The organism is Brevibacterium aurantiacum (genome assembly GCF_007558825.1).
GTDB lineage: Bacteria > Actinomycetota > Actinomycetes > Actinomycetales > Brevibacteriaceae > Brevibacterium > Brevibacterium aurantiacum_A.
The window spans coordinates 1-23,703 of record NZ_VLTK01000003.1 but is presented as its reverse complement, the minus strand read 5'-3'; the positions used below and the strand labels follow the sequence as shown (position 1 = coordinate 23,703).

Annotated in this window: 19 protein-coding genes; 10 read left to right on the top strand and 9 right to left on the bottom strand. The window is 58.1% G+C overall.

Annotated elements, in window-relative coordinates; all coding sequences use genetic code 11:
• Window positions 1–2: 2 nt before the first annotated feature.
• From FO013_RS05005 to FO013_RS04985, 6 genes are read right to left on the bottom strand one after another with little or no spacing between them, the layout of a single operon-like run.
• Window positions 3–830 (bottom strand): metal-dependent hydrolase, encoded by an 828-nt coding sequence (locus tag FO013_RS05005; RefSeq protein WP_260848038.1) that lies wholly within the window; start codon window positions 828–830, stop codon window positions 3–5.
• 26 nt (window positions 831–856) lie between these two features.
• Window positions 857–5,596, bottom strand: coding sequence for an FtsK/SpoIIIE domain-containing protein (locus FO013_RS05000; RefSeq protein WP_143921493.1), 4,740 nt, complete (start codon window positions 5,594–5,596; stop codon window positions 857–859).
• On the bottom strand, window positions 5,593–6,345 hold the full coding sequence (locus FO013_RS04995; protein WP_143921492.1) for a nuclease-related domain-containing protein: 753 nt from the start codon (window positions 6,343–6,345) through the stop codon (window positions 5,593–5,595). The genes FO013_RS05000 and FO013_RS04995 overlap by 4 nt, the downstream gene beginning before the upstream one ends.
• 10 nt (window positions 6,346–6,355) lie before the next feature.
• Window positions 6,356–6,526, bottom strand: a complete 171-nt coding sequence (locus FO013_RS22305; protein WP_186292995.1) for a hypothetical protein — start codon at window positions 6,524–6,526, stop codon at window positions 6,356–6,358.
• 39 nt (window positions 6,527–6,565) lie between these two features.
• Window positions 6,566–7,966, bottom strand: a complete 1,401-nt coding sequence (locus tag FO013_RS04990) for a hypothetical protein (RefSeq protein ID WP_143921491.1) — start codon at window positions 7,964–7,966, stop codon at window positions 6,566–6,568.
• Window positions 7,963–10,476, bottom strand: a complete 2,514-nt coding sequence (locus FO013_RS04985) for an ATP-binding protein (protein ID WP_143921490.1) — start codon at window positions 10,474–10,476, stop codon at window positions 7,963–7,965. The genes FO013_RS04990 and FO013_RS04985 overlap by 4 nt, the downstream gene beginning before the upstream one ends.
• Before the next feature lie 1,046 nt (window positions 10,477–11,522).
• Between FO013_RS04985 and FO013_RS04980 the strand changes: the two genes are divergently transcribed.
• Both FO013_RS04980 and FO013_RS04975 read left to right on the top strand, forming a co-directional pair.
• The gene (locus FO013_RS04980; protein ID WP_143921489.1) at window positions 11,523–11,792 is read left to right on the top strand and encodes a hypothetical protein; all 270 of its coding nucleotides are present in this window, start codon (window positions 11,523–11,525) and stop codon (window positions 11,790–11,792) included.
• A gap of 194 nt (window positions 11,793–11,986) precedes the next feature.
• Window positions 11,987–13,624, top strand: a complete 1,638-nt coding sequence (locus FO013_RS04975) for a zinc-ribbon domain-containing protein (RefSeq protein ID WP_143921488.1) — start codon at window positions 11,987–11,989, stop codon at window positions 13,622–13,624.
• 197 nt (window positions 13,625–13,821) lie between these two features.
• Here FO013_RS04975 and FO013_RS22300 read toward each other — a convergent pair whose 3' ends face one another.
• On the bottom strand, window positions 13,822–13,995 hold the full coding sequence (locus FO013_RS22300; protein ID WP_186292994.1) for a hypothetical protein: 174 nt from the start codon (window positions 13,993–13,995) through the stop codon (window positions 13,822–13,824).
• 772 nt (window positions 13,996–14,767) lie between these two features.
• Here FO013_RS22300 and FO013_RS04970 point away from each other — a divergent pair.
• The 7 genes from FO013_RS04970 (at window position 14,768) to FO013_RS04950 (ending at window position 19,548) form a co-directional block, all read left to right on the top strand.
• The gene (locus FO013_RS04970) at window positions 14,768–15,499 is read left to right on the top strand and encodes a hypothetical protein (RefSeq protein WP_143921487.1); all 732 of its coding nucleotides are present in this window, start codon (window positions 14,768–14,770) and stop codon (window positions 15,497–15,499) included.
• A gap of 198 nt (window positions 15,500–15,697) precedes the next feature.
• Window positions 15,698–16,870: an FUSC family protein gene (locus tag FO013_RS04965; protein WP_143921486.1), complete on the top strand. Its 1,173-nt coding sequence runs from the start codon at window positions 15,698–15,700 to the stop codon at window positions 16,868–16,870.
• A 137-nt stretch (window positions 16,871–17,007) separates the two neighbouring features.
• On the top strand, window positions 17,008–17,325 hold the full coding sequence (locus tag FO013_RS04960; protein ID WP_143921485.1) for a hypothetical protein: 318 nt from the start codon (window positions 17,008–17,010) through the stop codon (window positions 17,323–17,325).
• Between the two features lie 101 nt (window positions 17,326–17,426).
• Complete coding sequence (locus FO013_RS22295; protein ID WP_186292993.1) at window positions 17,427–17,597, top strand: hypothetical protein; 171 nt, start codon at window positions 17,427–17,429, stop codon at window positions 17,595–17,597.
• A gap of 75 nt (window positions 17,598–17,672) precedes the next feature.
• Window positions 17,673–17,855 (top strand): hypothetical protein, encoded by a 183-nt coding sequence (locus tag FO013_RS04955; RefSeq protein WP_143921484.1) that lies wholly within the window; start codon window positions 17,673–17,675, stop codon window positions 17,853–17,855.
• 1,215 nt (window positions 17,856–19,070) lie between these two features.
• Window positions 19,071–19,199 carry a hypothetical protein gene (locus FO013_RS22780; protein WP_260848002.1) on the top strand — a complete coding sequence of 43 codons (129 nt, stop codon included), beginning with the start codon at window positions 19,071–19,073 and terminating at the stop codon, window positions 19,197–19,199.
• Entirely contained in the window at window positions 19,189–19,548 is a 360-nt protein-coding gene (locus FO013_RS04950; RefSeq protein WP_143921483.1) for a hypothetical protein, read from the top strand. The genes FO013_RS22780 and FO013_RS04950 overlap by 11 nt, the downstream gene beginning before the upstream one ends.
• Before the next feature lie 252 nt (window positions 19,549–19,800).
• Here FO013_RS04950 and FO013_RS23230 read toward each other — a convergent pair whose 3' ends face one another.
• Window positions 19,801–20,652 carry a helix-turn-helix transcriptional regulator gene (locus FO013_RS23230; protein WP_143921482.1) on the bottom strand — a complete coding sequence of 284 codons (852 nt, stop codon included), beginning with the start codon at window positions 20,650–20,652 and terminating at the stop codon, window positions 19,801–19,803.
• Between the two features lie 101 nt (window positions 20,653–20,753).
• On the opposite strand from FO013_RS23230, the gene FO013_RS04940 reads away from it, so the two are divergent.
• Complete coding sequence (locus FO013_RS04940; RefSeq protein WP_143921481.1) at window positions 20,754–22,247, top strand: MFS transporter; 1,494 nt, start codon at window positions 20,754–20,756, stop codon at window positions 22,245–22,247.
• A 348-nt stretch (window positions 22,248–22,595) separates the two neighbouring features.
• On the opposite strand, the gene FO013_RS04935 is transcribed toward FO013_RS04940, so the two are convergent.
• Window positions 22,596–23,084 carry a hypothetical protein gene (locus FO013_RS04935; RefSeq protein ID WP_143921480.1) on the bottom strand — a complete coding sequence of 163 codons (489 nt, stop codon included), beginning with the start codon at window positions 23,082–23,084 and terminating at the stop codon, window positions 22,596–22,598.
• Between the last annotated feature and the right edge of the window lie 619 nt (window positions 23,085–23,703).

The following is a 23,703-nucleotide window of genomic DNA, read 5'->3' as shown; positions in this document are numbered from 1 at the left end:
TGCTATCCAAGTGGATCGGTCAGGCCGGTCTTGATCTCGTCGAAGTGCGGCAGCGTTGCCCACGCACCTGGATCGAATATGCCTGCCTCCGTCGTTGCAGCGAGGACAACGTACCCAGTGAAAACGAGGCAGAGTATCCACTCTCGAATCGATCCCGCATTGCCGAGGATGGGGAATCCAAAGCTGCCCTTGTCGTCCCAGCACGAGCCGAGAACCGGAATGTGCTCGAATCCTTTCGGAGCTTTCGGGTTCAAGGGGTAGAGGATCGGACACATGTCAGTCGTGGCCATGTCGCCGACGATATGGATCGCACAGCCCAAGCCCACCGCTAATGGAAGCATGAATGGATCAGTGTCGAACTCCTTCATGACGAACCCAGCAACAGCCAGCGACAGGCCCCATGGCAGGACGGAGAACGGCCCGCTGAGCTTCAAGGCTTTCAGGGCGAAAGAGGTGAGGACGAATCCCATGATCGCGGCGCCAATGGCCAGTTCGCCGTAGCGCAGCTGTCCCAGCAACATCGCCAGGGCGACGAAGGCCGCGATCCCGATGATGCTGTGGGTCCCATGCCGGTGCCCACCAGAGATCTTCCCGATCATTCGGCAGATGATCTCCGATGGTGATGGCAGAGGCCCAAGCTTCGGCAGGGAGTGAGCGATCGTCGCATTGTGATGGTCTGCGTCTGGCAGCAGTGCGGCTCCAGTGACCATCGCGGCGAAGGACGCCAACGACATGCCGCTTCCGGCATCGATGACTCCGAGGCTCACTCCAGTGGTTCCAGCCAAGACCAGAGCTCCAGCGGTGCCAGAGATCGCATGGTGTCCTCCCATCACGGGCGATCACCTTTCCTTTCGAGTCAGAATTCGTCGTCGCTGGGCAGCCGGGATGTCGCAGCTGCGCGACGTGGTCGTTTGGCAGGGCGAGTAGAACGCCGTGTCTTGGCTGGTGCTGGGACGGAAGCCTCTGATTCTGCCTCGACAGCGTCGTCACCCCCTCCGGCCAAGAATGAGTTGATCTCGGCAATCTGCTCTCGGGTCAGGCCCTTCGCCGACTCCGGTTGGACGATGAAGTGGTCATAGCCTGCCTCTGCCAGCACTGTGCCGAGTCCGGCAACTGCCGCGTCATCGTCAATGACGACGATGCGGGCGACGAATGGGACCTCGTCGAGGAAAGCCACAATGGCATTGGTCTTAAACCATTCGTGAGGACCTGGACCGTTGGCAGCCGTATCAATCGCAGGAAGCACCGGCCACCCGATGTGGGTTGCCAGTACGTCGGCATCTTCGACTTCACGTGCACTCGACCAGACGATCGGTGCGTCGATGGTGGTGACAGCCTTCATGATGCGCGGATCCACAGTCATCGAGTCTCCGTAGGTGCCCTCGGCGGGTTCAATCATCATCTGACCACGGCGGGCCGGGCCTCCGAATGGCGCCAGACATCCGTCGATGTCCATGAACACGAGAGCCTCTGCGTCTTCGACTGAGATCGGATTGCGGTTGCTCACCGGCTGCTCGATCACCTCTTCGTTAGACAGTGTCTCAACAACATCGGGCTCGCCTGCGCTATCAGCATCTCCAGTGTCGGTCTCAGCAAAGAAGGCATCCCAGTCGATGTCAGCCTCAGAGGCTTCAGTAGCCACCGGCTCCTGTGACTCGCTGGTCGAAGTACCCTCGGAGTCAGACAGATCAATATCGTCGAGGTCATCGAGGTCCAAGGTGGGAGTCCCATCGTCGTCACCAACGTCCACCGCGGGCTCGGCAGGTGCGCCAGAGCCGATAGCGAAGTCCTTGGCCCAATCCGGGATCTCACTGTCACCAGCATCGTCGACGTCGGCAAGCTCGAGGTCGAGAAGAAGATCATCGGCCACTTCGGTCGGCTCGGTCTCATCGGCAACCAAGACCCGTCCTTCGATGACGTCTGAGGAGTCATCGGGCAGGTGTTCACTGAAGTCGATGTGCTCGATGTTTGCGGGATCGCCCATGAACGAGGCCAGGCTCGCTTCAAACTCATCGACCGGAGAAAAGTATCCCTGCAAGGCGATTGCCGGTGCCGTCACTGATTCCCAGATGAGGCGGCCTTTGGGCACGATCTCGCCAAGGGCCGGCGATGCGACAGGATCTCGCAGCGCCGACATCTTGTCGCCGTAGGACATCTTGCCCAGCGCCACTCGACCCAGGTTTGTTTTGAGGTCTGAGAGGTCATCGGGAAGGGAGTTCGCTGTCATCTTCTGCGTCATCAATGACAGATTGATCCCAGCTGAACGAGCCTCAGCAGCCACACGACCGACCAGGAACGCCAGACGCCGTTTGCTCATATACGACCGCTCTGCGGCCAGGCGAGCCTCTTCAGCTTTCGGATCAGATTCCGGCTTCGACGGTGGCCTGGAACCGGTTGAGACGAGGCCCAAGAACTCGTCGATGAAGACGATCATCCGCTTAGGACGCACGCTCTCAGGCAAATCGTCGAACGAGCTGACACCATATTGGCCGTTGAGTGCCGCCCGGCGCTGTACTTCAGCGTAGATGGACTCCATAACGGCCCTGGCCTCATCGACTGTGGTGCAGAAAGCCGAGGAGTATCGGCGCGCAAAGTGGAAGTCAGCACCGTACTTCTGTGCATCGATGAGGACAACACGGTGGCCGGCAGCTAAGGCCCCGTACATCACCGACTGCGCCAGTACACTCTTGCCGCTTCCCGAACCTCCGACAATGAGCAAATGAGGACTACTCGACCAATCGACACCGTTCGGTCGACCGTCAATACCGACACCAAAGACCTGCTCCTTACCGACGACGGGCGCCTGGATTGGAAAGGCGACATTTTCGGGCATCGGATCAGTCCTCGACGACAGGAGAATGAACTGTCGTGGAGAATTCGGGTCAGCATTGACCTGGAGGAAGGCGTTGCCCGTGGCCGAGGTGAGCTTGCCAATCGCACCGCGAGGCTTGGCCAGATCCATACCGGGCAACGTGAACGTCGTCGATCGGACCTTGTCGTTGTACTCCAACGTGTGAGTGCTTACCAAAGCCGGGACTTCCCCGGTAGAGGCGGATGCGACATTGGCCTCAGCGAAGGCCTTCTGCCATTCGAGGTCGACTAAGAGCGGCCGGTCGCGTTTCTCATTGCCCAGGCTCACGTGTTCCGGGTGGGCGCCCATGACAATACTGACTCCTGTGGTGTTGGCCCCGGAGGTGTCTTTGAACACTGTCGCCCACGGGATCGAGAGGCGTTCCTTCATGCGCGGCAGGTGCTTGCGGATGACATCGGTCGTCACTCCCCCGAGCAGAGTCATATTCACTCGCCACAGGTGAGATCCGTCATCGGCATTCGGCGACGACAACGGGGCCGTCGACGTCACGCCCGGTCGAGTCAGCTTCGCGGCGTCGAATGCCTGATTGATCATCAGCTTGAGCAGCCAATCCTCGGCGGAGACTTTTGAGCTCCGGGCCGGGGGCCTCAGATAGGCCGGGGACTTCGGTACGGGCTTGTTACGATCGGCCCACTGAACGACGATGACCTGGTTGTGCTGGTTGAAGTCATTGCCCGAACGTTCCATGTATCCGGTGACGCCGGCCAATGCAGACGACAGAGCCACCGACAGCGGTTCCTCAATCTTCGGGCTCAAGTAGTCGGAGACACGCTCATTGTTGAGGATCGAGAAGAAGCGACGGTGCAAGGTGGCACCATCGACGAGAGTCGCATCCTGCTGAGGGGTGTCAGGAATCGGAAACGGTGCGTTGATCTTTGAGTCCAGCGCTGTCATCCATTTGCCGTTCCACCAGTCTTCTTCGCGGACACCGGCGACCTCAGGCAGCATCTGGCGACCGGGGTCATTGGGTGAGAGCTCGTCACTGTCGAAGGCTCCGACATAGAGAGCCAGACCACCCTTGCGCTCTGGGTTGTCGTTGAGTGCCGCGACGCAGCCGAGCTTTGCCGCGAACTGCGATTGCAGACCACCTTTGAGTCGCATGTGGCGGACAATGCCAGGGTCAATCGACAGGCCGACGTACCAGGCAGCAACAGGCGAGGACTCGTCATGGAGAGGGACGATGGAGGCGATGTCGGGGCGGGCGTACTGGGCGTCGTTGCAGACGGTGGCGATGACAGACTCCAACGCGATTGAGAGCTCCTCGTCTCCAATTGTTGGGTCGGTAATCGCCGAGGCCTGATCGGTCTTTGAGGCCACGACACGGAACTGGGTTGGGTGAACCCCGTTCTGGTCGGCGATGGACAGGATTGCACCAGAGACGCCAGCGCCCAGCGTGGGGGTGACCTTAGCTGCATGGGTGGTCATGAACTCAGTGGCAGAGCGTCCCTGTGGGGCATCAAAGGTGTCGACTGCGAAGGAGCCGACGATCTCACGCGAGATCAGACGTGGTGCGGGTTTGAACTTCAGCGACGCCCACCTTGGCTTCCATGACAAGATCGCGGCCAAGCGGGCAACCTCAGGATCAGCCTCGGTGTCGAAGGCATCAGGAACGGAATCGGATGGGATCTGGACAACACGGAACTCATTCGGGTGGATCGATCCTTCGACTTCTTGACCGAGCGCGTTTACTTGAGGGGACTCGATGACTGCTGCTGACTGTCCGGCTCCGAGTGCTGGGATGATGTCAGACTCTTTGTCGATGAACGTCATTGCACCTTTGCCTGCCGGTGCGCGGAACGTGTCGACTAGTCCGGCGCTGAGCTGGCGACGATCCGTCAGGCCCGGTGCCGGGTCAAACTTCAGATCCGCCCACCGTGGCTTCCATTCGGCCCGAGCAGCTTCACGCAGGCGCCAACTGCTGATGACTTTCGGGCGCACAACTGCGGCGATGAGCATAAGAGTCAGTCCGATACCGCCACAAGCAGCGAAGGCCAATGTTGGCAGGCCGTAGGTGGTCAGCGAATGTCCAATGAACGATTCCCAGAGGGCTGCGAGAATGCGCAGACCGAAACCTGTTGCAATGGTGGCAACAACTCCGACGACGACATAGATGGCCAGGACTATGATTTGGAGACCATGAGCGGCAATGAGTTTGATGAAGTTGGGGACCTCAGCGGTGACCTTCAGTGTCTTCGGCAGTGCCGACTTGAGATCCTTCCAGCCCACAGCTGGTCGAGGTTCGTCCTCGGAGGCAAACCGCCGAGAGGCATCATCGTAGGCAGTGATGGTGATGAAGATGGCGATCGCGTTGATGAGCCCGAATATGTGGTCGGCCACGTCGTAGTCGCTTAGGAGCCCGAAATGATCGAAGTGAGCCGGGATCATTCCCACGATGATCGACAACGAGAGGAAGACGAACCAGGACAGTCGCACTTCGGTGCCTGGCCACCAGGCTTGAGGATTGAAAAACGTTGACTTCAAGGACTGCCGTGCGTGGTACTTGCGCAACTTGGCAGTCTCGCTGTCAGTAGCTGGAACTGGCCGGCCGTTCTTTTTGTCGGTGAGCTCAGGTGGCGAGGCAATGTAGGCAGCAATCGTGACACCAATCGGTACAAGCACGAAGCCTGGGTAGCCGAAGCAGGTGGCGACCAGCGCGAGGATGACGGCACCGGCCAAGATCAGCGGAGAATCATCACCCTTTCGCTGTTGAACCTTCCGACTCATGCTCGCCCTTCTTCATCATTATTGGTCTCGTCACCTGCAATGCCGCCTGCAACGAACGTCACGTTGTTGGTGACCTTCGATGTTGGGGTGACCGGAGCGTCAATGGCCGGCGCCTGATTGCTGACAGGCAGTGTTCCCGTTGAGGTCGAATAGGCGGAAGAGTCTTTGAGCAAAGATGAGAGTGCATCGACGATGCCCTGGTCGGCAGGACCGTTGTCGCGGATTGGGCGGCGGACGCGAGTAGCCAGAGCTTTCTTCGAAACCACCTCGGCCCGTGGGAATCGGAGGAAGTGAGTCGACATGAAACCGGGGCCCGTGGGAACGACCGCGACCAAAGGTGTTGAGATCGTGGCGTAGAGGTTCCGCTTGGACAGCATCGACTGGATCGAGTCGGCAGCGTGACCCATTCCGTTCTTCTGTGCGTGCTTGAAGTGTGAGAACAGTCCCCGGTAGGCAGTCGATCGCAGAGTGTAATAGGCGCTGGGCTTCCACCGTTTTGCGTCGATGATGATGACCGTGGAACCAGTAATGACGATGTGGTCGATGTTGGCCTTCGACCAATGTGCCGGCATGGACAGGTCGTGTAGGACGACGGCACCGTCGCTTGCGACAACCAGGTCGGTGAGCATATTTCCCACGATCTGTTCTCCGATCCGGCCTACCTCAGCGACGGCTTTGTTCGCCGCCCAGGATGTGTCTTCATCCTCACCAAGCGACCCACCAGGGGTCCCGTAACTTGCACCTGACATGGCAGCTCCTTTAGATGAATGCCCGAACGATGGCACCGGCGACGATCAGCGAGAGGAAGATGATTGCCACGACCACACCGGTCGTCGACTGCCAGAAGGAGTTGACCTCGCTGCGCTTGTTCGATCGGACATCGTCGAGCCACCTGGAAAAGCGGCTCTTGTCCTCGTCGTTATCTGCCATGTCGGAATCCTTCGTTGAGTCGAATTGGTTTCACTGTGTCTATGCCCCTTCTCCCTCGATGAGTCGGCGGTAGTCGGCCCACTGTTTCGACGATGTCGCTCGCGGCGGAAGATTATGGGTGATGGTGCGCAAGCGCGGCGGTGGAAGGGTCTGACCGAATCGAGTTCTGCGGCGATCAGGCTCCAGCGCGGGGTGATCGGCCAGACCTGCGGCCTCCACCTCGGTGTCGACGATCTGAGTCGGCTGCTTCCCGGCACGCAACCACAGCGGGGTCTGGCGAAGTCCAGCAGCATTGTCTACGACTGCCAGAGGTTCGAAGCTCGGATTGCGCAAGTCAAGAGAATCATCCAGGAGCAGCGAACATTCCTCGTCCGGGCCGTCGACCTCAACTGACGGTCGATAGGCGACCATATCGAGGAAATCAGTCGAGACTTCGCCACGTGCAGGGAACCAGTCTTGCCAGTCAGTGAAGAACATGCGGTGGCGTGAACGGACTCGACCGGAGCCGGGATTCTGCGACGATGCCTTGCGCAATGCCTGCTTCAAAGATGTGCGGACCACTTTCGAATGTGATGGCATCTCTTGTGTCGGGTTGGCTATGACGAAACAAACGACGACACCATTGGACTCATATGGATAGGCGTCGAAGAATTCGGCCCACTTGTTGACCTTGGCTTCAAACGAACCCGGTGACATGGACGCGGTCACTTCAAACACCACCCGTGTCCCGTCAGGGCGAATGATGACGCCATCACCACGGCGGTTCGTCTTCAGCGGCGCTCGGCCGACGCCGGTACCAAAGAGCATGTCGAAAGTTGAGAACTTCTCCCCCAACATGGTTGCAATGTCGGTGTACTCGGCCAATCGCAACATCAATTCAGTCGAAAGGGTGTTGTGCCGGTCGTAGAATCCACCGGAAGTCCATGGTTGACCACCGGTGACCGACACCAATTCTGGGTAGGTCAGATGCTTGGCGAAGTCACGATCGAAGACGCTCGATCGGCAGGGGCGATAAAGGTAGCCAAGTCTGCCAGCGCGGCCAGGAGCCAACGGCGATGAGACCCGCCCGATATCGACCATGCCGGAGGCAAACATCCCAGGGACAAACGGTGAGGAGTGATTGAGATGGAATGTGCCCCCAGTAATCGCCACCATCTGCTCAGCCGTGACCGTGCGGTAGGCGTCCAGAGTTGAGAGGAACGCCAGCTTCAGCCCCCACTGGTTGGTGCTTGTGACTCGAGCCATCGCCTCCTCTTTGCCAATATCGAGGTACTTAGGCAACCGCACCAACCCCGCACGTTGTTGAGCTTTGGCTTCAGAGAACCTCGTCCACAATCCCTGGGAGCCACGGGTCCACAGTCCGTCATAGAATGGGTCTATACGGTCGTGGGCGGCAAACCCGGTATCGGCGATGGGAGAGGAGAGAGACGAGAGTTTCATGCAGCGCCTTCTGTCGTGGTTGGTAGTTGGTAGCCCTGCCTGGTGGCAAAGGCTGCTCGTTCGGCTTCAAAGTTCTCGACCGAGAGAGTGAATGCGGGGAGATCGTTGACATTGGTCGACGTCTTCACTGCTGCCGTGAAGTTCGGCAGGCTCGTGATATCGCTTGCTCTCCAGTCCTCACCGTTGGGGTCGAGGATGCGCACAAGCTTGTCGATGATGTCTGGGTTGCGCTGCTTGTAGGCGATGAGGGTCTTCATCGACAACAGCATGTCGGCGACCTCGCTCATCAGCTGGGTCTGACGCTGAGTGGCAAAGATGGTTCTCACACCGAAAGAACGCCCCTTGTCCTGGAACCAGACGACTGGCTCAGCTGTTGACCCTGCCAGCAATGAGAGCTCATCGGCGTAGATCGAGACCCACTGCTTCAACTCCTCCCAGCCTGAACAGGTGCGTTCAATCTGACGCTGCAAGGTGTAGAGGGCCATTGACGACATCAGCTTCGTGTTTCGTTCAGCAACCTGTTCACCCGAGATGGACTGACCGAAGTTGAGCACGGTCGGACGGAATGCGGTGACCACCTGATGCCAGGTGACCTTCGACCTCTTGGGGGTGAACCACCCTTCCATCTCGGCCAACTGAGACAGCTTCGTCTGCGAGGACTCAAACATTTTCAGCCGCTCAGACGGGGTCTTCGTGAACGGGTAGGATCCATACGTCATCGCTTCGACGACCGCGTCATTGTCCGGGTTGTCACCGGCGTAGGCCTTGATGGAAGCATGAAGCCGCTTAGCGATTACATCACCGCCACCGGTTCCGCCCGAGAGGACGTAGGCGTAGTAGACGAATGAGCGGCCTGATTCGATGACCGGTTCCAGGGGCTCGAGGTTCTCATTGGCTGAGGCCGTGATCTCTGGTGTGGCTTCAACTGCCAAGGCGAGGGTGAAGATCTGGCCCAGCGATGTCCTCGCGCGTGACTGAATGGCGCCATCTTCGAAGGCATAGACCAGCGCATCGACGAACTCATTCGCCCGCGAGCTCATCGACCCACCCGTGGCGGTGAAGTCGATGCCAAACGTATTGGTGTCTGCAACGTCGATGAGAACAGCCGTCTGCCCAAGGGCGGCCGCCCAGTCAAGGTAGTGCTTGGCCCCATCTGGTCCCTTGTTCTCGAAGGCGATGAGTGAGTTCTTCTCACCGGGGAAGCCGGGAAGCCCGGACGGGCACATCTGTTCGAGGATGTCGAAGCCAAACAGCGCTCTGGCCAATTGCGACTTACCCGATCCTCGTTCGCCGATCAGGGCAACGCCGTACTGGAGTTGGGAGGCGAAGAGGTGGGCTGAGTTACCGTCATCTGGCGCAGTGCCGACGATTGGGCCAACACGCTCAAGCAGCGGCGGTGGAACAATGCGCATCTCCGTTTGCGACTGACCCGACAATGCGCCCGAAGCCGGAGCGGCAATCGAAGTGAAAACGGAAGCCGCGGCCTTGAAAGACCACCGATCGAGCGGGTAATCACCAGCGAATTCTTCACGCTTGATCGTCTTGTCCGGGTTCAGAGTCTCCTTATGAGGCGCCCGGATTCGTCGACTACCCCTCTTCGGTGCAGGGAACACCCCTGCTGTCATGTCCAGCCATAGACCTCGCGTCGAGCTAGGCCACCGGTCAGAGAAACGCAGGTACCACACGATGGCGCAGGCGGCGAAGACGATCCCGAAGACCATGAAGATCATCGTCGGGTTCACCCACGCCGACAACCCCACCCAGAAGTCACCGTCAAGGCTGGCCACTTTCGCACTGATGGCACTGCGGTAGCCGATGACTCCCAGGCTCAACAGCGCAGCCACCTGTGGAATCAGGAGCCGCCTCGACGATTTCACCGCACGAGGATGAGTATCGAGGTCGAGACCAACCATGGAACCTGCGACATTCGTCAAGATGGTGTTGGAATGGTCGTGGCCCTCATGTGAGCCGGAGAATAGTGAGACGATCACGGCATTGGTATCCCGTGAGTGGTGGGAACCTGAACCGTGCCCGGCGTTGAAGTCCAGCCACTTCGTCCACCGCTTGTTCTCCCGTTTTGTCGGGGAACGAAAAGTCACTGCCACCCAGTCGCCGACGGACAGGGATGCTGCAACCTGGCGGGCGAACTCCAAGTGATCGGCACCCACCTGGGCGTAGCGACCGATAGTCGTGTCCTCGTCGACTTCGAGAACTGAAATGTAGGAGCTCTTGAAGTTCTCGGCCCACGTCTCGTCGACGGTCTCGACCTTGGCGCCGAGGGCTCTGCCGACCAGTCCGGCTGCCTGATGAGCGTTGAGGTCACCATCGACGACGAGGTAGGAGGCTACACCGGCTTCCCGCTTTGTGACCACGAGTGCAGCCGAGCCTTTTTCCGCTGCCACCCGGATCGCAGCCTGGGCCGATTGGTTGAACGTCGCCGGGTCTAACCGGGCCTGGGTGGTCGGTACAAAGGTGCGCACGTTGATGTGAGATGAGTCGAAACTGTCCATACCCATATCTATGCGCAGAAGTCCGGCGCAGTCGTCGGAGTGCCAGCGTTGTCCTTCATCCAATCTGTCGATCACACCCACAGGGGTGGCTCCTCACAAAGCAGAATCAGGGTGAACTCATCTGTCGTGCGAGGTCGCAGCCGCGATAGTGGAAGCCAACCAGTCCGGAAAAACCGAGTGATCGGAGGTGAAAAATTGGAGCTGAAAAGAGCGTGTCAATAACCCAATACTTCTTGTTCTACCTCCATTCGAACATCCCCGCTCCTGGCATTCGAAAAGCTCGCTCGGCTGACCCCGGTCAATGACCCTCTACTACAAATAAGCCTCCGGCTATGCCCAACTGGCCGTATGGCGGGGAAGGCGTAAAGGACCTAGATGGTGATCGAACTGGGCCGGAACGGGACTCACGCGCAGCGTGGCCTGCTGCGGCAGGTGTGACATGAAGTCGATAAAGAAAACGGTGTAACCAATCAGGAGAGTCAAGCATCAGCCTCCGGCTGCACACGCAAGCGTGTGACCAAGTAAGTGCGTGGCTGAGTGCAGGTGATGTGTGAAATGGGCGAGTGGGTTGCGTACCGATACCGGTGTGAAGTTGAAGAGAGGTGTTGCTTTGACTGCGTGGCTGGGTTCGGGGTTGGTCTGCCTGCTGGCTTGATCTATAGAGGTTCAGTGTTGCCGGTTAGCTGGCGTACGCGCAGGTTGTCGGGGACGAATAGTTGAACTGTCGGTGACGCATTGGGACTAAGGGACGAAACGAGGCCGCTTCGCGGCGAAAAGAAACGCTGCGCTCCAGGCGACGCCCGCCAGGGCGGAGCCCTCTTTACTAGTCGGCTATCACGCTCGGCGGCTACCGCCGCAGCGTTTGCTCCCGGCCTGGGCAGTCCGGTCGCGTCGGTGACTTTGCCACTACCGTGGTCTGTTCCGAGCTGCCGGGTGGTCGTGGTTGGGTTCATGTCTTCTCTACGTGCGGCATTGTCGAGGATGAACCATGGCGGTGGCCGCATCTCTGATCCGGGTGATGGATTATCTGTTGCTCTGGAGGTCACGTGTCTGTTGTGCGAAATGGTGAGGTTCGGTCAGCGTCGAGGTCGCAGATTCTCGTCCGTTCGGCGTTGAAGCTGGCGTGGGGTCTGCTGTCGGGATTCAGTGTCGGCATGGTTGCCACTCTCGGCTTGGCTCGGTGGGTGCCGGTGCTTGGCGACGTTGCGATTGCCGCGTTCGGAATGGTGTTCATCATCGCTCAGGTGTTGATCGTCGTGTGGGTGATGTCAGTCGTTGCTTGGGTGGTCATAACCGTGAGGTCGGTCAAGCGTTAGACAGTCGAGACCTCTTCTGCCACTACTTCTGTCTATGATCAGAGGTGGTGAGGGCGAGAAGTCTCGTCAACGGTGAGTGAAGGCGGAGGTGGGTGGCGGTGGCCCAAGCGGTCTGTCAGTGGGAAGAGTGCTCGGAGCTGGGTGCATTCTCGACTCGGACGAAACCAACGTGGTGTCTTGAGCATCTTGGGTCTTTGCTCAATCGAGCGGGGCTGAAAGCAGTCGATGACTTCCCCGGCAAAGCAACAGCCTACTGGCTTACCGAATGCCTGGTCTGTGGCACGGTGGCTCACTACCGCCTGGACTACATTATCGAGAAGGTGGACTCTGAGAAGCCGTGTCGTGCGTGCTTCTGGTGGCAGTGGAACCGTTCTTTATACAGCGGCCCGCCTACTGTTGTCGAAGATATCAGTATGGTTCGTCTAGCTGCTCGCGAACGAGGTTACGAATATTTAGGGCCATGCTTTTCGCCGTCGATGCAGGGCGATCCACATCGTGTGCAATGTCGAACCTGCGGGAAGATTGAAGCCCGTAGCGTTGGCAACATGGGCGGGTGCTCATGCCGGAAGAGCAGGGCTCGTCGCACTCCCCCAAGGAAGCCGGGCACTTCGAAGCTGTTCAAGGACTCGAGCTCGGAATATTTGTCCTGGTGGGATCATGACCTCAATTCAGAACAGGATTGGCTGACGACGCAGGAGAAGGCGACCCGGAAGATTCATTGGCGGTGCCCGGAGTTCGGCCATCAATTCGTGAAATCACCGGCATCGATGTGGCGGTGCCCGGAGTGTCTCAAGCGGAGAATGTCCGAGATACATTCTGAACGACGTCAATACGATGATCTGAGCGTGGCCGATGTTCCTGAGGTCGTTGTCTACTGGGCTGACGAACGCGATCCCGCCACCATCCCGATCAACACCTTCGATCAGTTCATGTTCACTTGCGAGGCCGGACATATGGTGCGACGGCGACCAATGCTGAAGAAGTGTCCGGTGTGTCGAGGTCAGGAGACAAAGCGTGCTCTCTTTGCGGAGGCAATAGCTAACCCCGAGGAACCCAGGATGTCTGCCGAGCTTGCCGAGCAGTTTCATCCCAATCGCAATGGGAAGATCCTCATGGCAGCCTTGTCGCCGGATTCGGGGCGAATGGTTTGGTGGCGTGACCCTAACTGTGGCTTTGAGTGGCAAGACACACCGGGGGCACGCGACAAGCGCGAACGCCTCCGCTGCCCTCGCTGTGAGTCAATCCTCGACTCGTTGGCTTATCACTATCCAGATATTGCGGACGAATGGTCACCGTCGAATCCGCAGACGGCGTGGCAAGTTCGACCGACGGGGCAGACTCGCGGATACACCCCTGAATGGGTGTGTAAGTCTGGACATCGCTGGCAGGCGACGACCGCTTCGCGCACGAACGGTTCACTGTGCCCAGAGTGTTCGGTCGCAGGGAAGTCGAAGATTGAGTTGGCATACCTCGAGGCACTGTCGGCGATATTTCCATCGGTGCATTCGGGACTGTTGATCCGGAGCCAGAAGTTCACTCACGCGCGAGCGTGGCGGCCAGACATTGTGATCGAGGCCGATGATGGCAGCCGGTCAGTCGTCGTCGAGTACGACGGTTCGTACTGGCACGCAGAGAAGTCGGAGACCGACACTAAGAAGAGTCTCGATCTCATCGCCGCGGATTACAACGTCGTTCGCTTGCGCGAGCATCCATTGGGCTCATTGCCAGTCTCGTCTGATCACTATCTCGAACTGGTCGCCTATGGGCTCACTGATGACATCAGTCGCATAGTTGCGACTATTGAAGACTGGATGGGGAAGAGACAGAAGTAGCCGGTCTAGGTCACACCGTCGCACAGACCGGCTCGTCGTCGATCCCGAACCAAGTGCCTCCCCCATCTCTTGGTTGGTTGATAGGAAATTTGACCACCTTCGAGGAGGACACCATGGCCCATTATGCGACCCCGACGCTGACGCCTTATGACACCGGCTCTCGCTTGGAGCCCAAGCTGTGGCAGCCCGACCGTAGCTCAGTGATTGCGGCGATGTCTGCGGGAGAGCACGAGGATATCGGCAAGGTCGACTTCGACGACGATGAAGGCGCTACGGCTGTGGTCGTTGTCATGTCTCGAGACGCTGATGGTGGATAGGCCCTCGATGTCCAACCCTTGTGTGGCAACGACGAGCTCACCGTTCGAGTCCATGACGAGACCGAAGCCAGGTAGTCCAGAACTCCCCCAGTGCCATTGCCAAGCCGATCAAGGGGCACCAACTCCTATGACACGAGCGGCAACGGGACTCGGGCTTGGCGCCTGCGGGATCTCCGAATGCCGCTGCCTATAGTTTGCCGCCGAGGTGTGATGGCGAGCCGTCGGACATCCCCACACCAGGTCTAGGTGAGGCGCACTTGGCGCAAGGCATGTACGGAAGGAACCGATCGTGGCAACAACCGCCGATAGCTCTCCCGTGAAAACCATTCAGTTCGGAGTGATGCCTTCACTGGCAATCACGATTTGCCGAGGTGAACGAGGCGAAGCTCAGGAACATCTGAGGCATCGTCGAAAGCTCGGCCATGAGGTGACGCTGGTGTCTCCTTGGAGCTATGAGGGGATAGACGAATCCGACGGCTGGGAGGCCGAGTACGAGGTGTGTTCGGTTGCGTGTGTTGACGGGTGTGGTCAGGTGTTCGATCTTCCTCGGTCTGTCGTTGGCGCTTTCGTATGCCGTCGATGCGGCCGCACCGGGTGATCACCAAACAACCGAGCGGGCCAAGGAGACATCGTGGGCAGCCATAACGAATACCGGAGCTGGTATTCGCGACAAGTCTGGTCCGTGATTTTGGCGGAGACATCCGAGAGTCAACGACCGACTATTGCAGAGCCCGACATCTGATGGTTGGCCAATTGATGTTCGTTGCATCCATCTAGGTCGACCTCAAGATAAAAGACCTCCCCACGGTGCGTGTAGTATCTTTCTATGAGAATGGCAGAGGAGCCCACTAGTTCAGAACACGCTGGCACCTCTCACGCCCCGCGCTTCTCCTCGATTCCTCGTCACATTGAAGAGTGGCTCGACACCTTCTTTGACGGTAGCCCCACTGTCCGATTCACCTGTACTCCACAGTTTTACGATCGAATGTACTTTCGACTCCGGGAAGCAGCCGATTCGCACGGCTACGATCCCGACCTCGTTGTCGGCCTCGGTGGTGCCCTCGAATTTCGACGCCGAAGTGAAGAGCAAGCCGAGAGAGTTCGAGAGCAACCGCGTGAGGAGGTCCTCTCCTCGACTGAGAATGAAGCAGTGGACACTGCAGTACTCGCACCCGACGAATACATTTCACGCCTTGAGTACTTGCGGGACGAGATCGCACGCGACAGCGGTTACCGTCAGGAGATGGCGTGCAGAGCAGTGGCAACAGGCATCAAAAAAGCTCACGTCTATAGCAACTCCGGGGTCACCGCCCCAACGCTCGACAAGTGGCTACGCAACTACACGCCGCAGGAACATGATCAAGAGACTAACCGACTCATATTGAGACGCCTGCAAGTCGTCAACACGCGAATACGGGTCAATGCCGACGAACTCAGAGAGCTCGCAACCGAGGCAGCAATAGCGACAGGCCACGTCGCCATGGTGGCGCGGGCGGCAGGCCTATCCCGACAAGCCATCTATCGTTGGCTCAAGATTCACCACGCGGCCAAGGATTAAGATTCGACCTCTCACATTACGGAGAGGGGTTCATGTTGATTCCTCAACTCACCATTAGCCTGGTTGGATCGTTGCATCACTCGCGGATCGCAGGCCTGCTCCGATGCGCTCAAGCATTGCGAACGCAATAACACTTGCGCCCTCAACGATCTAATATTTGACTACACCTGAGTCCGCCTCTCAACAAAGGAACGACCATTGGCTGAAGGCATGAAAGAACGAGTAGCAGCCCTCGTTAAGCAACCCGAATTCGTCACCGACCTGTTCCAGATCATCAAGAGCGTCGTCGCTGCTACTGGTGCTTGGTGGCTATCTGCCGCTGTCCTGAGCTCGCAGATGCCATTTCTGGCCCCGTGGACAGCACTGCTGACAGTCCATGCCACTGTCTACAGGTCCTTATCTCGAGGAGCACAGTCAACAGTCGCCTCGACAATCGGTGTCGCTTTGTCCTTCGTCATCGGCCACTACCTGGGCGTGAACATATGGACTTTTGCTCTTGCGCTCCTCATCGGTTTGGTCGGTGCAAGGTTTTCGTGGATCCGCGATGAAGGCATCGCTATCGCCACCACTGCGATCTTTATCCTCGGCAGTGGTTTCGGTAGCCAGCAACCTCTTCTCCTCGAACGCATCGGTGAAGTCACATTGGGAGTCGCTGCCGGACTGGTGGTCAATTTGATCATTATCCCTCCACTCCGCGATCGACAAGCCGCGAGATACATCGACAACATCAACCGCCGCATGGGCGACGTCCTCATCAATATGTCTCAAGAGTTCAGCGATTCCTGGGACACTGATCGAGCCGACGACTGGTTTCGCGAAACGGAATCGATGAGCGATGAACTCAGCACTGCCTGGCAATCAGTACGATTCGCAAGAGAAAGCCGGCGAGCCAACCCCCGCGGGAACTTGCGAAGAACGATTCAACCTAACCGCCTAGATGACGAGCAAACGAACACCGACGAAGAGAGCTACGAAAATATCCTTCAGCGCGTCGACGAGGGCATCTCACATCTTCGACATCTGGCCCGAACCCTTCGCGAAGCAACTTATACAAGCGGTGAGTGGGACACACGGTTTCGAAACAAGTGGTCAAAGATCGTCAGAGACGCTGGCCGCGCCATTGCCGACCCTGATTCTGAAGTCGAACCGATCTATGACCGGCTGGAGATGTTGGCCGATGACATGTCCAAGGCTCAGAATCTCCCCGCCACAGCATGGCCACTCTACGGTTCGTTGATCACCAGCATGCGACACATTGCCGTGATAGTCGACGATGTTGCATCTGCTCGAGAGGCACGAGAAGTCAACGATGCAAAAGTTGACAAGCAATCACCCACTGGAACGCTTCTCCACGGCGAAGAGTCTTCATGAGCATTTGCGCAGTCGTCTGGTGTGACCGTGCCCCAGTAGCACGTGGCCTGTGCCGGCGGTGCTATGCGCGATGGTGGCGTGGAGTTGATGACATTGACTCTCCTACACGCTACGCGTCGCGAGAAGACAAAGAACGATTGCGCTACGAAGTCATCCAGCGTCGTATGGCTGGTGAAGGCATCTCCGATATTGCTTCACGCGTGGGCGTCGATGTCGCGACTCTGGGGAAATGGTTTCGCGAATGGGAGGTGACGGTAACGCCCGCTCGTCAAGCACGTGCTCGGGCGCCGAGGCTTTGGCAACCGTGGACCCGCGAACAGGCTAAGCTGGCCTACACTCGCACGGACCTTCCACTCGGCGAACGCGCTGCCATCCTCGGCCGATCGTTTGCGGCCGTCGAGTCATACATTCGCAGATACCGACTCCGACCAGATGACCCCTACGGGATCAAGTAGCGACGAAAGGGCACCACTTGGACGAGCGAGTGATGGTCTCCACGTGGACATCGGCGGTATGATTTAATCCCGGCACCGTCCAGCATTGAAGGATAAGGCTCATGGCTATTCCACGCGATCAAATCAAGCTGGCTATTGCTCTCGCTGCGGCAACGGCGCTGGTGGCTGGCATCACCACTATCGTCGCCTTGGCACGCTCTCGTAGGACCGCGGGAGATCGTGAGTATCATCCCTGGGACCAGACCGTTTCGCCCTCCGACAGTGCCGCGTAGTCTCGAAATGGCCTTGAGAACGACACAGATGCCCTCAGTATAATAAGTGACCCATTCGAACTGTAAGGGTGAATCATGGATCTGACCCAGAACAGCCAAGACGAGTGCACACTCGCCAACAACGAAGGCACGATTGTCTATCACGTTGCGATTACTGGTGACGTGTTTCAGGACATCAATGTTCCGGAGCTTCAACCAGCCCAAGACATCCCGTTTGAACTTGCCCCGACCGCCCAACGGTGTTCGGGAGAGTTGTGAGTCACGTGGGAAATGCACCTCGGAGAAAAGCAAGTGCTCACGCAGGCGCTTCACTGATCCATGGCTGGGAAGCAACGAGGGCGCCGACTGTATTGATAGTGATCGATGCTAGCTGACCGAGTCGAAATCATAGCGTGCCAACTACGCCTCAGAGATTTTCTGGGCTCGAATCGTTCTCACCGTGAAACTCGCAACAAAGAACGCGATCGACAAGACGGCGAAAACAATTAACGTCGGTCCGACAAACAGAAGGCTAGTTTCAAAGGCCCAGATCAACAGGCCGGGCTAACCTGATACAAGACCAGCCACAACGAACACAGCGTATCCCACGACAGCGAGGGCCAAGAAACTGACGCCGGCTATTACGAACCTATTCTTGCGTCGAAATGGTCACAACAGCACGATTGCAATCAGAGGAGCGACCAATATCGATGATGCAAGTGAAGCGACGTCGCCCGCGAGTAACTTGCCGGCCAAGCCATACTGAATAGCATAAACGGCGAAGTGAGTCAGTCCGGAAGCTGCTAGCAAGATGAGTACAGACACGATCCTTCAGTTCTTTCATGCGGCCGAGAGCCGATCGATACTGTTCTGGTCCGGCTTAGGATGGGCCGACGGAGCTTCGGAAGCTTCAGTGAGCGCAGCGTCTTGTAGCCATCGAGGCTACCGATACACAACCATCTATTTCTCATAGATGGGGCAATCCTCCAACCAAATGCCGTTGGGATTGCGGTGGTTGATATCGCTCTGGAGATGCCGGCACGTGTATGCCTGGGTTTGTGGAGAAGATCCCCCTGCCACGTGGCTTGCCATAGTTTCTCGCTATCTGCGATAGGAGACCACAGGAGCGTGAACAGGTGTCCTATCGGGGCCTTCCAAAGTCGTAGCCTCTGCGCTTACTGGCGTTGCCAAGGTTGAGGACAACACTCTCGACACAGCAGCCAACGCATCGTTTCGCCGATTAAACATGCAAGTCACCTTACGGGTTGGTTAACATAGCCTCAAAACCCCCTGAGATCTCAATGAGGAGCCAAGGAGCCTGTGACCAGCTATACGGCTGCAACAGTTCATCAACGGCTGTCCGGTGGTCACGGCGCGAGTCGCAGACCGGTCCGAGCAGTCTCTTGCCATGAACACGAGCCACACCCGAACCCTCCGACTCATGTAAGTAAGCGGGTGCACAAGCGCCCAACGCCCACGGAATGAGGAAGGCTCATGCTCCGCATCTCACTTTCGATCATCGCCATTGTTGTGGTGGCAGTGGCCATCGTTGTCATATTGCCAATGCTTGGTCCCCTACCGGAGACACCCGAAACCACTGAAGAGGGCACCAATGTCCATTGATAGTAGTGGTCTGGTTTCGCTCGACATCGCAGAAGAGGAGGCCTTGGAGCGCGCCAGAATCAATCACACATCAATGCGCGTGGCAGCCGCGCATATTGCGATTGAGCTCAAGGCTGAGGCCGGCTTCATCGTGGCAACGGATCATCCGTCGCACGCGCGCATCGGTGCGCTGGAGATCGTCGCTGAAGACGGCATCGACGATATGGACGAAATGATTGCTTGGATCGCTGCCCGGCCCGAGGCTCCCGATTATGAGGCCGATGTGGCCGTAGCCAATGAGGTGTTCGCCAGGTTGTGGGGTAAGTACATTCGGCTATTCAGCCTCAGACAGCTAGAGGAAAAGCTCTGAGGGACGAAAGCCGTTCAATCGCGTCACTGTCCGCTGTGGCGCATGGAGCTAATCTGGCTACCTCTTGCAATCCCTAGTTATCAGTTGGCCGTTGCCAACTATTTGAGGCCAGAACCAACGATGTGCTCAGTTAATATTCAACGGGGGTGGCGCTTGCGCGCTAATTGATTGGTAGGGTGCCACATGCCCATCGGAGTGCATAGAGAGTTCGCGGGTGGGCCAAGGGCACTAGGGCAATTTCGTGTTCGTGAATCATATTCCTGCATCGACGGTCAGTTCGGACAACTGCGTAAGCCTCTGTGAGGTGGTCTCGTCGGCCGGTGTCATCATGGTGAGCCTGTACCCAGTCTCAGCGACGTTGGTGGTGACGAAGTTGAGATTGAGCTCACCGACGACGGGGCTGTCCAAGCGCTTCGTTTCCAAATGCTGGAATAAAACGTCATGACGGCGCCATAGTTCGGCAAACTCATCAGAGCGCAGTTGCAGCTCTTTGATGGTCGGCCCCGCGCCAGAATTGGTGGAGCTGCCGACAGCTGAGCGCAACTGGGCGACCATCCTGGATGCAACGACCTCGTCGTCGATGTAGCGGCTTCTCCATTCTTCATCGGTGAAGAACTGCAGCGCACAGTTTCGCTCGGGTGGCGGTATCTGGTTCATGTCAGTGAATAGGAAGCGGTAAGAGCTGTTGTAGGCAATGATGTCGAACGCATTGGTCTGCAGACATGCGGGGTACGGATCGAGTTTGTCGAGCACTGGCTGGTATGTCGCCGACATGGGCGCGTCCAAACCCACAGGCCCGTTCGTTTCGGCTCGGACTCCAGCCAGACGCTCCATGTGCCGTAGCTCCGCATCGTCGAGGCGAAGTGCTCTGCCAACTGAGGCTAGGACCTGAGTGCTGACGTTGATAGAGCGTCCCTGTTCAAGCCAGGTGTACCAGGTGACTCCTACGCCAGCCAGCACAGCAACTTCTTCACGTCGCAGGCCAGGGGTGCGACGTCGACCGGTAGTGGGGAGACCGACTTGATCCGGCGTGAGCCGTTCGCGTCGGCTGCGCAGGAATGCACCGAGTTCTTGTTGGGTCTCACGAGGTCGTAGGCCGGTCATGTCTCCATCATGCAATACCCGCACCGGCATATCCAGGTTCTTCCAGTACCCCTATAAACAGGCTTCTGGTACCGGGATGAAACCACTGTCAAAGTCGAACCATGATCTCAAGAACGAACGCGCACAATGATGCGCCCCCGCCCATAAACCAAGACCTCAACGGGGCCACCGTTCCCACCGGTTCCGAAGCGCCTCCCCCGACTCTGGGTCTGGCAGGCCTTTTGACAGCACTGTCAGCGCTACTTCTGTCGGTCGTGAGCTTCGCCGCGACTGGAATTGCCGTGCCGAACATAGGCACTTCGCTGCAGGCAACCGCGGCTGAACAGTCACTGGTGGTGTCGGTGTACACCCTTGGCTTCGCTGCCCCGATGGTCGTCGGCGGTCGGTTAGGTGACCTGTTTGGCAGGAGACGCCTCTTCCTGATCGGCATGGGTGGGTTCACGATGGCGTCTCTCGCCTCGATGCTCGCTCCGACGATCACGCTTCTTATTGTTGCGCGCGCTCTTGCCGGCGTGAGCGCAGCGGTCATGGTGCCTCAAGTGCTGGCCACGATCACAGCCTCCACGCAGGGGCGGGAACGAGCCCGGGCCGTCGGGCTGTTTGGCGCGACTGCAGGCGGCGCTACCGCAGTGGGCCAAGTCCTCGGCGGCGTGCTGTTGTCCGTGCCGGTGTTTGGTGCACCTTGGCGCACTGTCTTCGCAATGAGCGTCATCATGGGCGTCGTCGCGTTTCTTGCAGCCCTTCGCTGGATGCCAGCGACCAATGCTCCAGGCCATCGTTCCCTCGATCTCATCGGAACGGTACTACTAGGTTCGGCGCTGCTGGCGTTGCTGATCCCCTTGTCTCAAGGCGGTGCGCTCGGGTGGCCGGCCTGGTCCTGGTTATCCTTGGGAGCAGTCCCGGTATTGTTCGCAGCATTCTGGATGCGCCAGCATTCTCTGCACCGCAGTGAACTCATCCCTCTCGTGCCGCCTCCGCTGCTGCGTCTGGGGTCTTACCGGCTCGGTCTTGTGATGGCATTGATTCTCCAGTCGGCCTTCGGCGCATTCACCTTCCTTTATGCCCTGACCACGCAAACTGGGCTGGGTTGGTCGCCGATGAACGCAGCCCTTGTGCTGCTCCCATTTGCTCTGTGCTTCTTTGTTGCATCGATTTGGGCGGGGAAGCTAGCACCACGTTTCGGCTTCCGTCGCTTACTCACGATCGGCGGGCTCGTCCAGGCTGCAATGTTGGCGGTCTCCGCGTGGTCCGTGTACGTTCAGAGCGATGACCTGAACCCGTTGACGCTGGCAGCACTGTTGGTCGGAGTGGGTATCGGGCAGGCCCTCATGTTTGGACCGTTGGTTGGTGCCATGATCGCCGACGTTCCGGCAACTTCGGCAGGCGCAGCATCCGGCGTCCTACAGACTGTGCAGCAGGCAGCGATGGGACTAGGAGTCGCGGTTGCCGGCGGATTCCTGGCTACGGCCTTGACCGATTCGACCACAACGACGTCAGGGCAGATTTATGCGACGGCTCTGGCAGTGTGCATGCTTGTCCAAGCCGTGTTCGCAATAGTCTTCGCGCTCTGCGCACTCGCACTACCAAAGAGGTAAACCAACGATGCCTTTCTCAGATCCGGCGGGACGGCATCCAACAAGCCCTATGTGTCAATACAATGTATGATCCACTGCCGACGACTCTCATTCGTCATCGCGCCTTTTACCGGAGCACCAATTCGCATTAGCAACCTTGAATTTCGTTCGCGCCGTATGCCGTTGTGGTCCGTGCGAGGCGATAAGAATCTAGGATAAGAACCTCGAACGAATTGATGCAAGACCCGCCCGGTTGAGTAGACCACTGCACGACAGCGGATATCTCAACCGTCTCATCGCCAACCGACGGCCACTAGCGAACTACTCGCTGGTGGCCGTCGCCATGTTGCGTTCAGGTCGGTCGGGCGATCAGAGAAGCCTTCTGCGTTTCGAGGCCACCCGGCGAGTGCGGGCCAGGGCGAGCTGGTCGGCGAGTTTCGATGCTGCTGGCTTGTGGTGTGTGAGTGGGTCGATGAGGAAGGTCGTGGATTCTTCGTCGCTGTCGTCGATGAGGTGGGTGCGTCCGAAGAATGTGCTCATGAGCTCGTCGATGAACCACTGCCCGGACACGGTCAGGGTCAGAGCCGACAGTGTGAGCTCGACGCATATGTGAACGTTCGGGTCATCTGAATATTCGAGCACTCGGTGTTGGTAGACGTCGTCAATGTAATAGAACGCGACGGCCTTGGCGGCAGCATAGTCCACACCGTGCGCGGGATCTTCGAGGAGAACCTGGGGGACAAAGGGGAACGGTGATGTGTCGACCTGATGGAGGATGCTGTCGAGGTCTGCGCGGTAGGTGGACCCGGAGGTCGTGTGGCCATGCTCTGCCGACCGGAGTGCAGTGATGATGGACATGCCCAATTCCTTTCGTGAAGGGTCGTTGTCACCATCACAAGAGAAGGGGCGTCGACGTGGTTCCTCGCCTCCGCTTCAGGGTCGAAACTGGGGGCTAAGATACGCGATATCCGGGCTGCATTTCGTACCCAAAAATGCCCTCAAAGCACTCGCGACACCAAGTGCGCCAAAAGTGACCGAATTGGCCCGATCTCCAGAACACGAAAAACCCGACCCCTCGATGACGCGGGTGCTCTCACCAGGCATTACAGGCAAAATCCCACCATGTGAACACACAACAGCTCCGAAAAACACCCTCCAGACCCCACTGAAGCAGCAACTGACGATCCGAGCGAAAAACAGCACTTTCGAGCCAAAAACGACTCGCACCAACCACAAACACCCCCAGGGGGTATACCTCTCAGAAACTACCTCAACAAGCACTCACACACAGCTCAACCACAGCCGACACACAGAAACACGAAAACCCGACCCCTCGATGACGCGGGTAGTCCCACCAGGCATTACAGGCAAAAACCCATCATGCGAACACATCTTAGGGCCCGAAGGGCACCATCGACGTACGTCCAACCATGCCGTTTGATGCAGTTTGATTGCGTTTGCAAACGCGAACCAACTA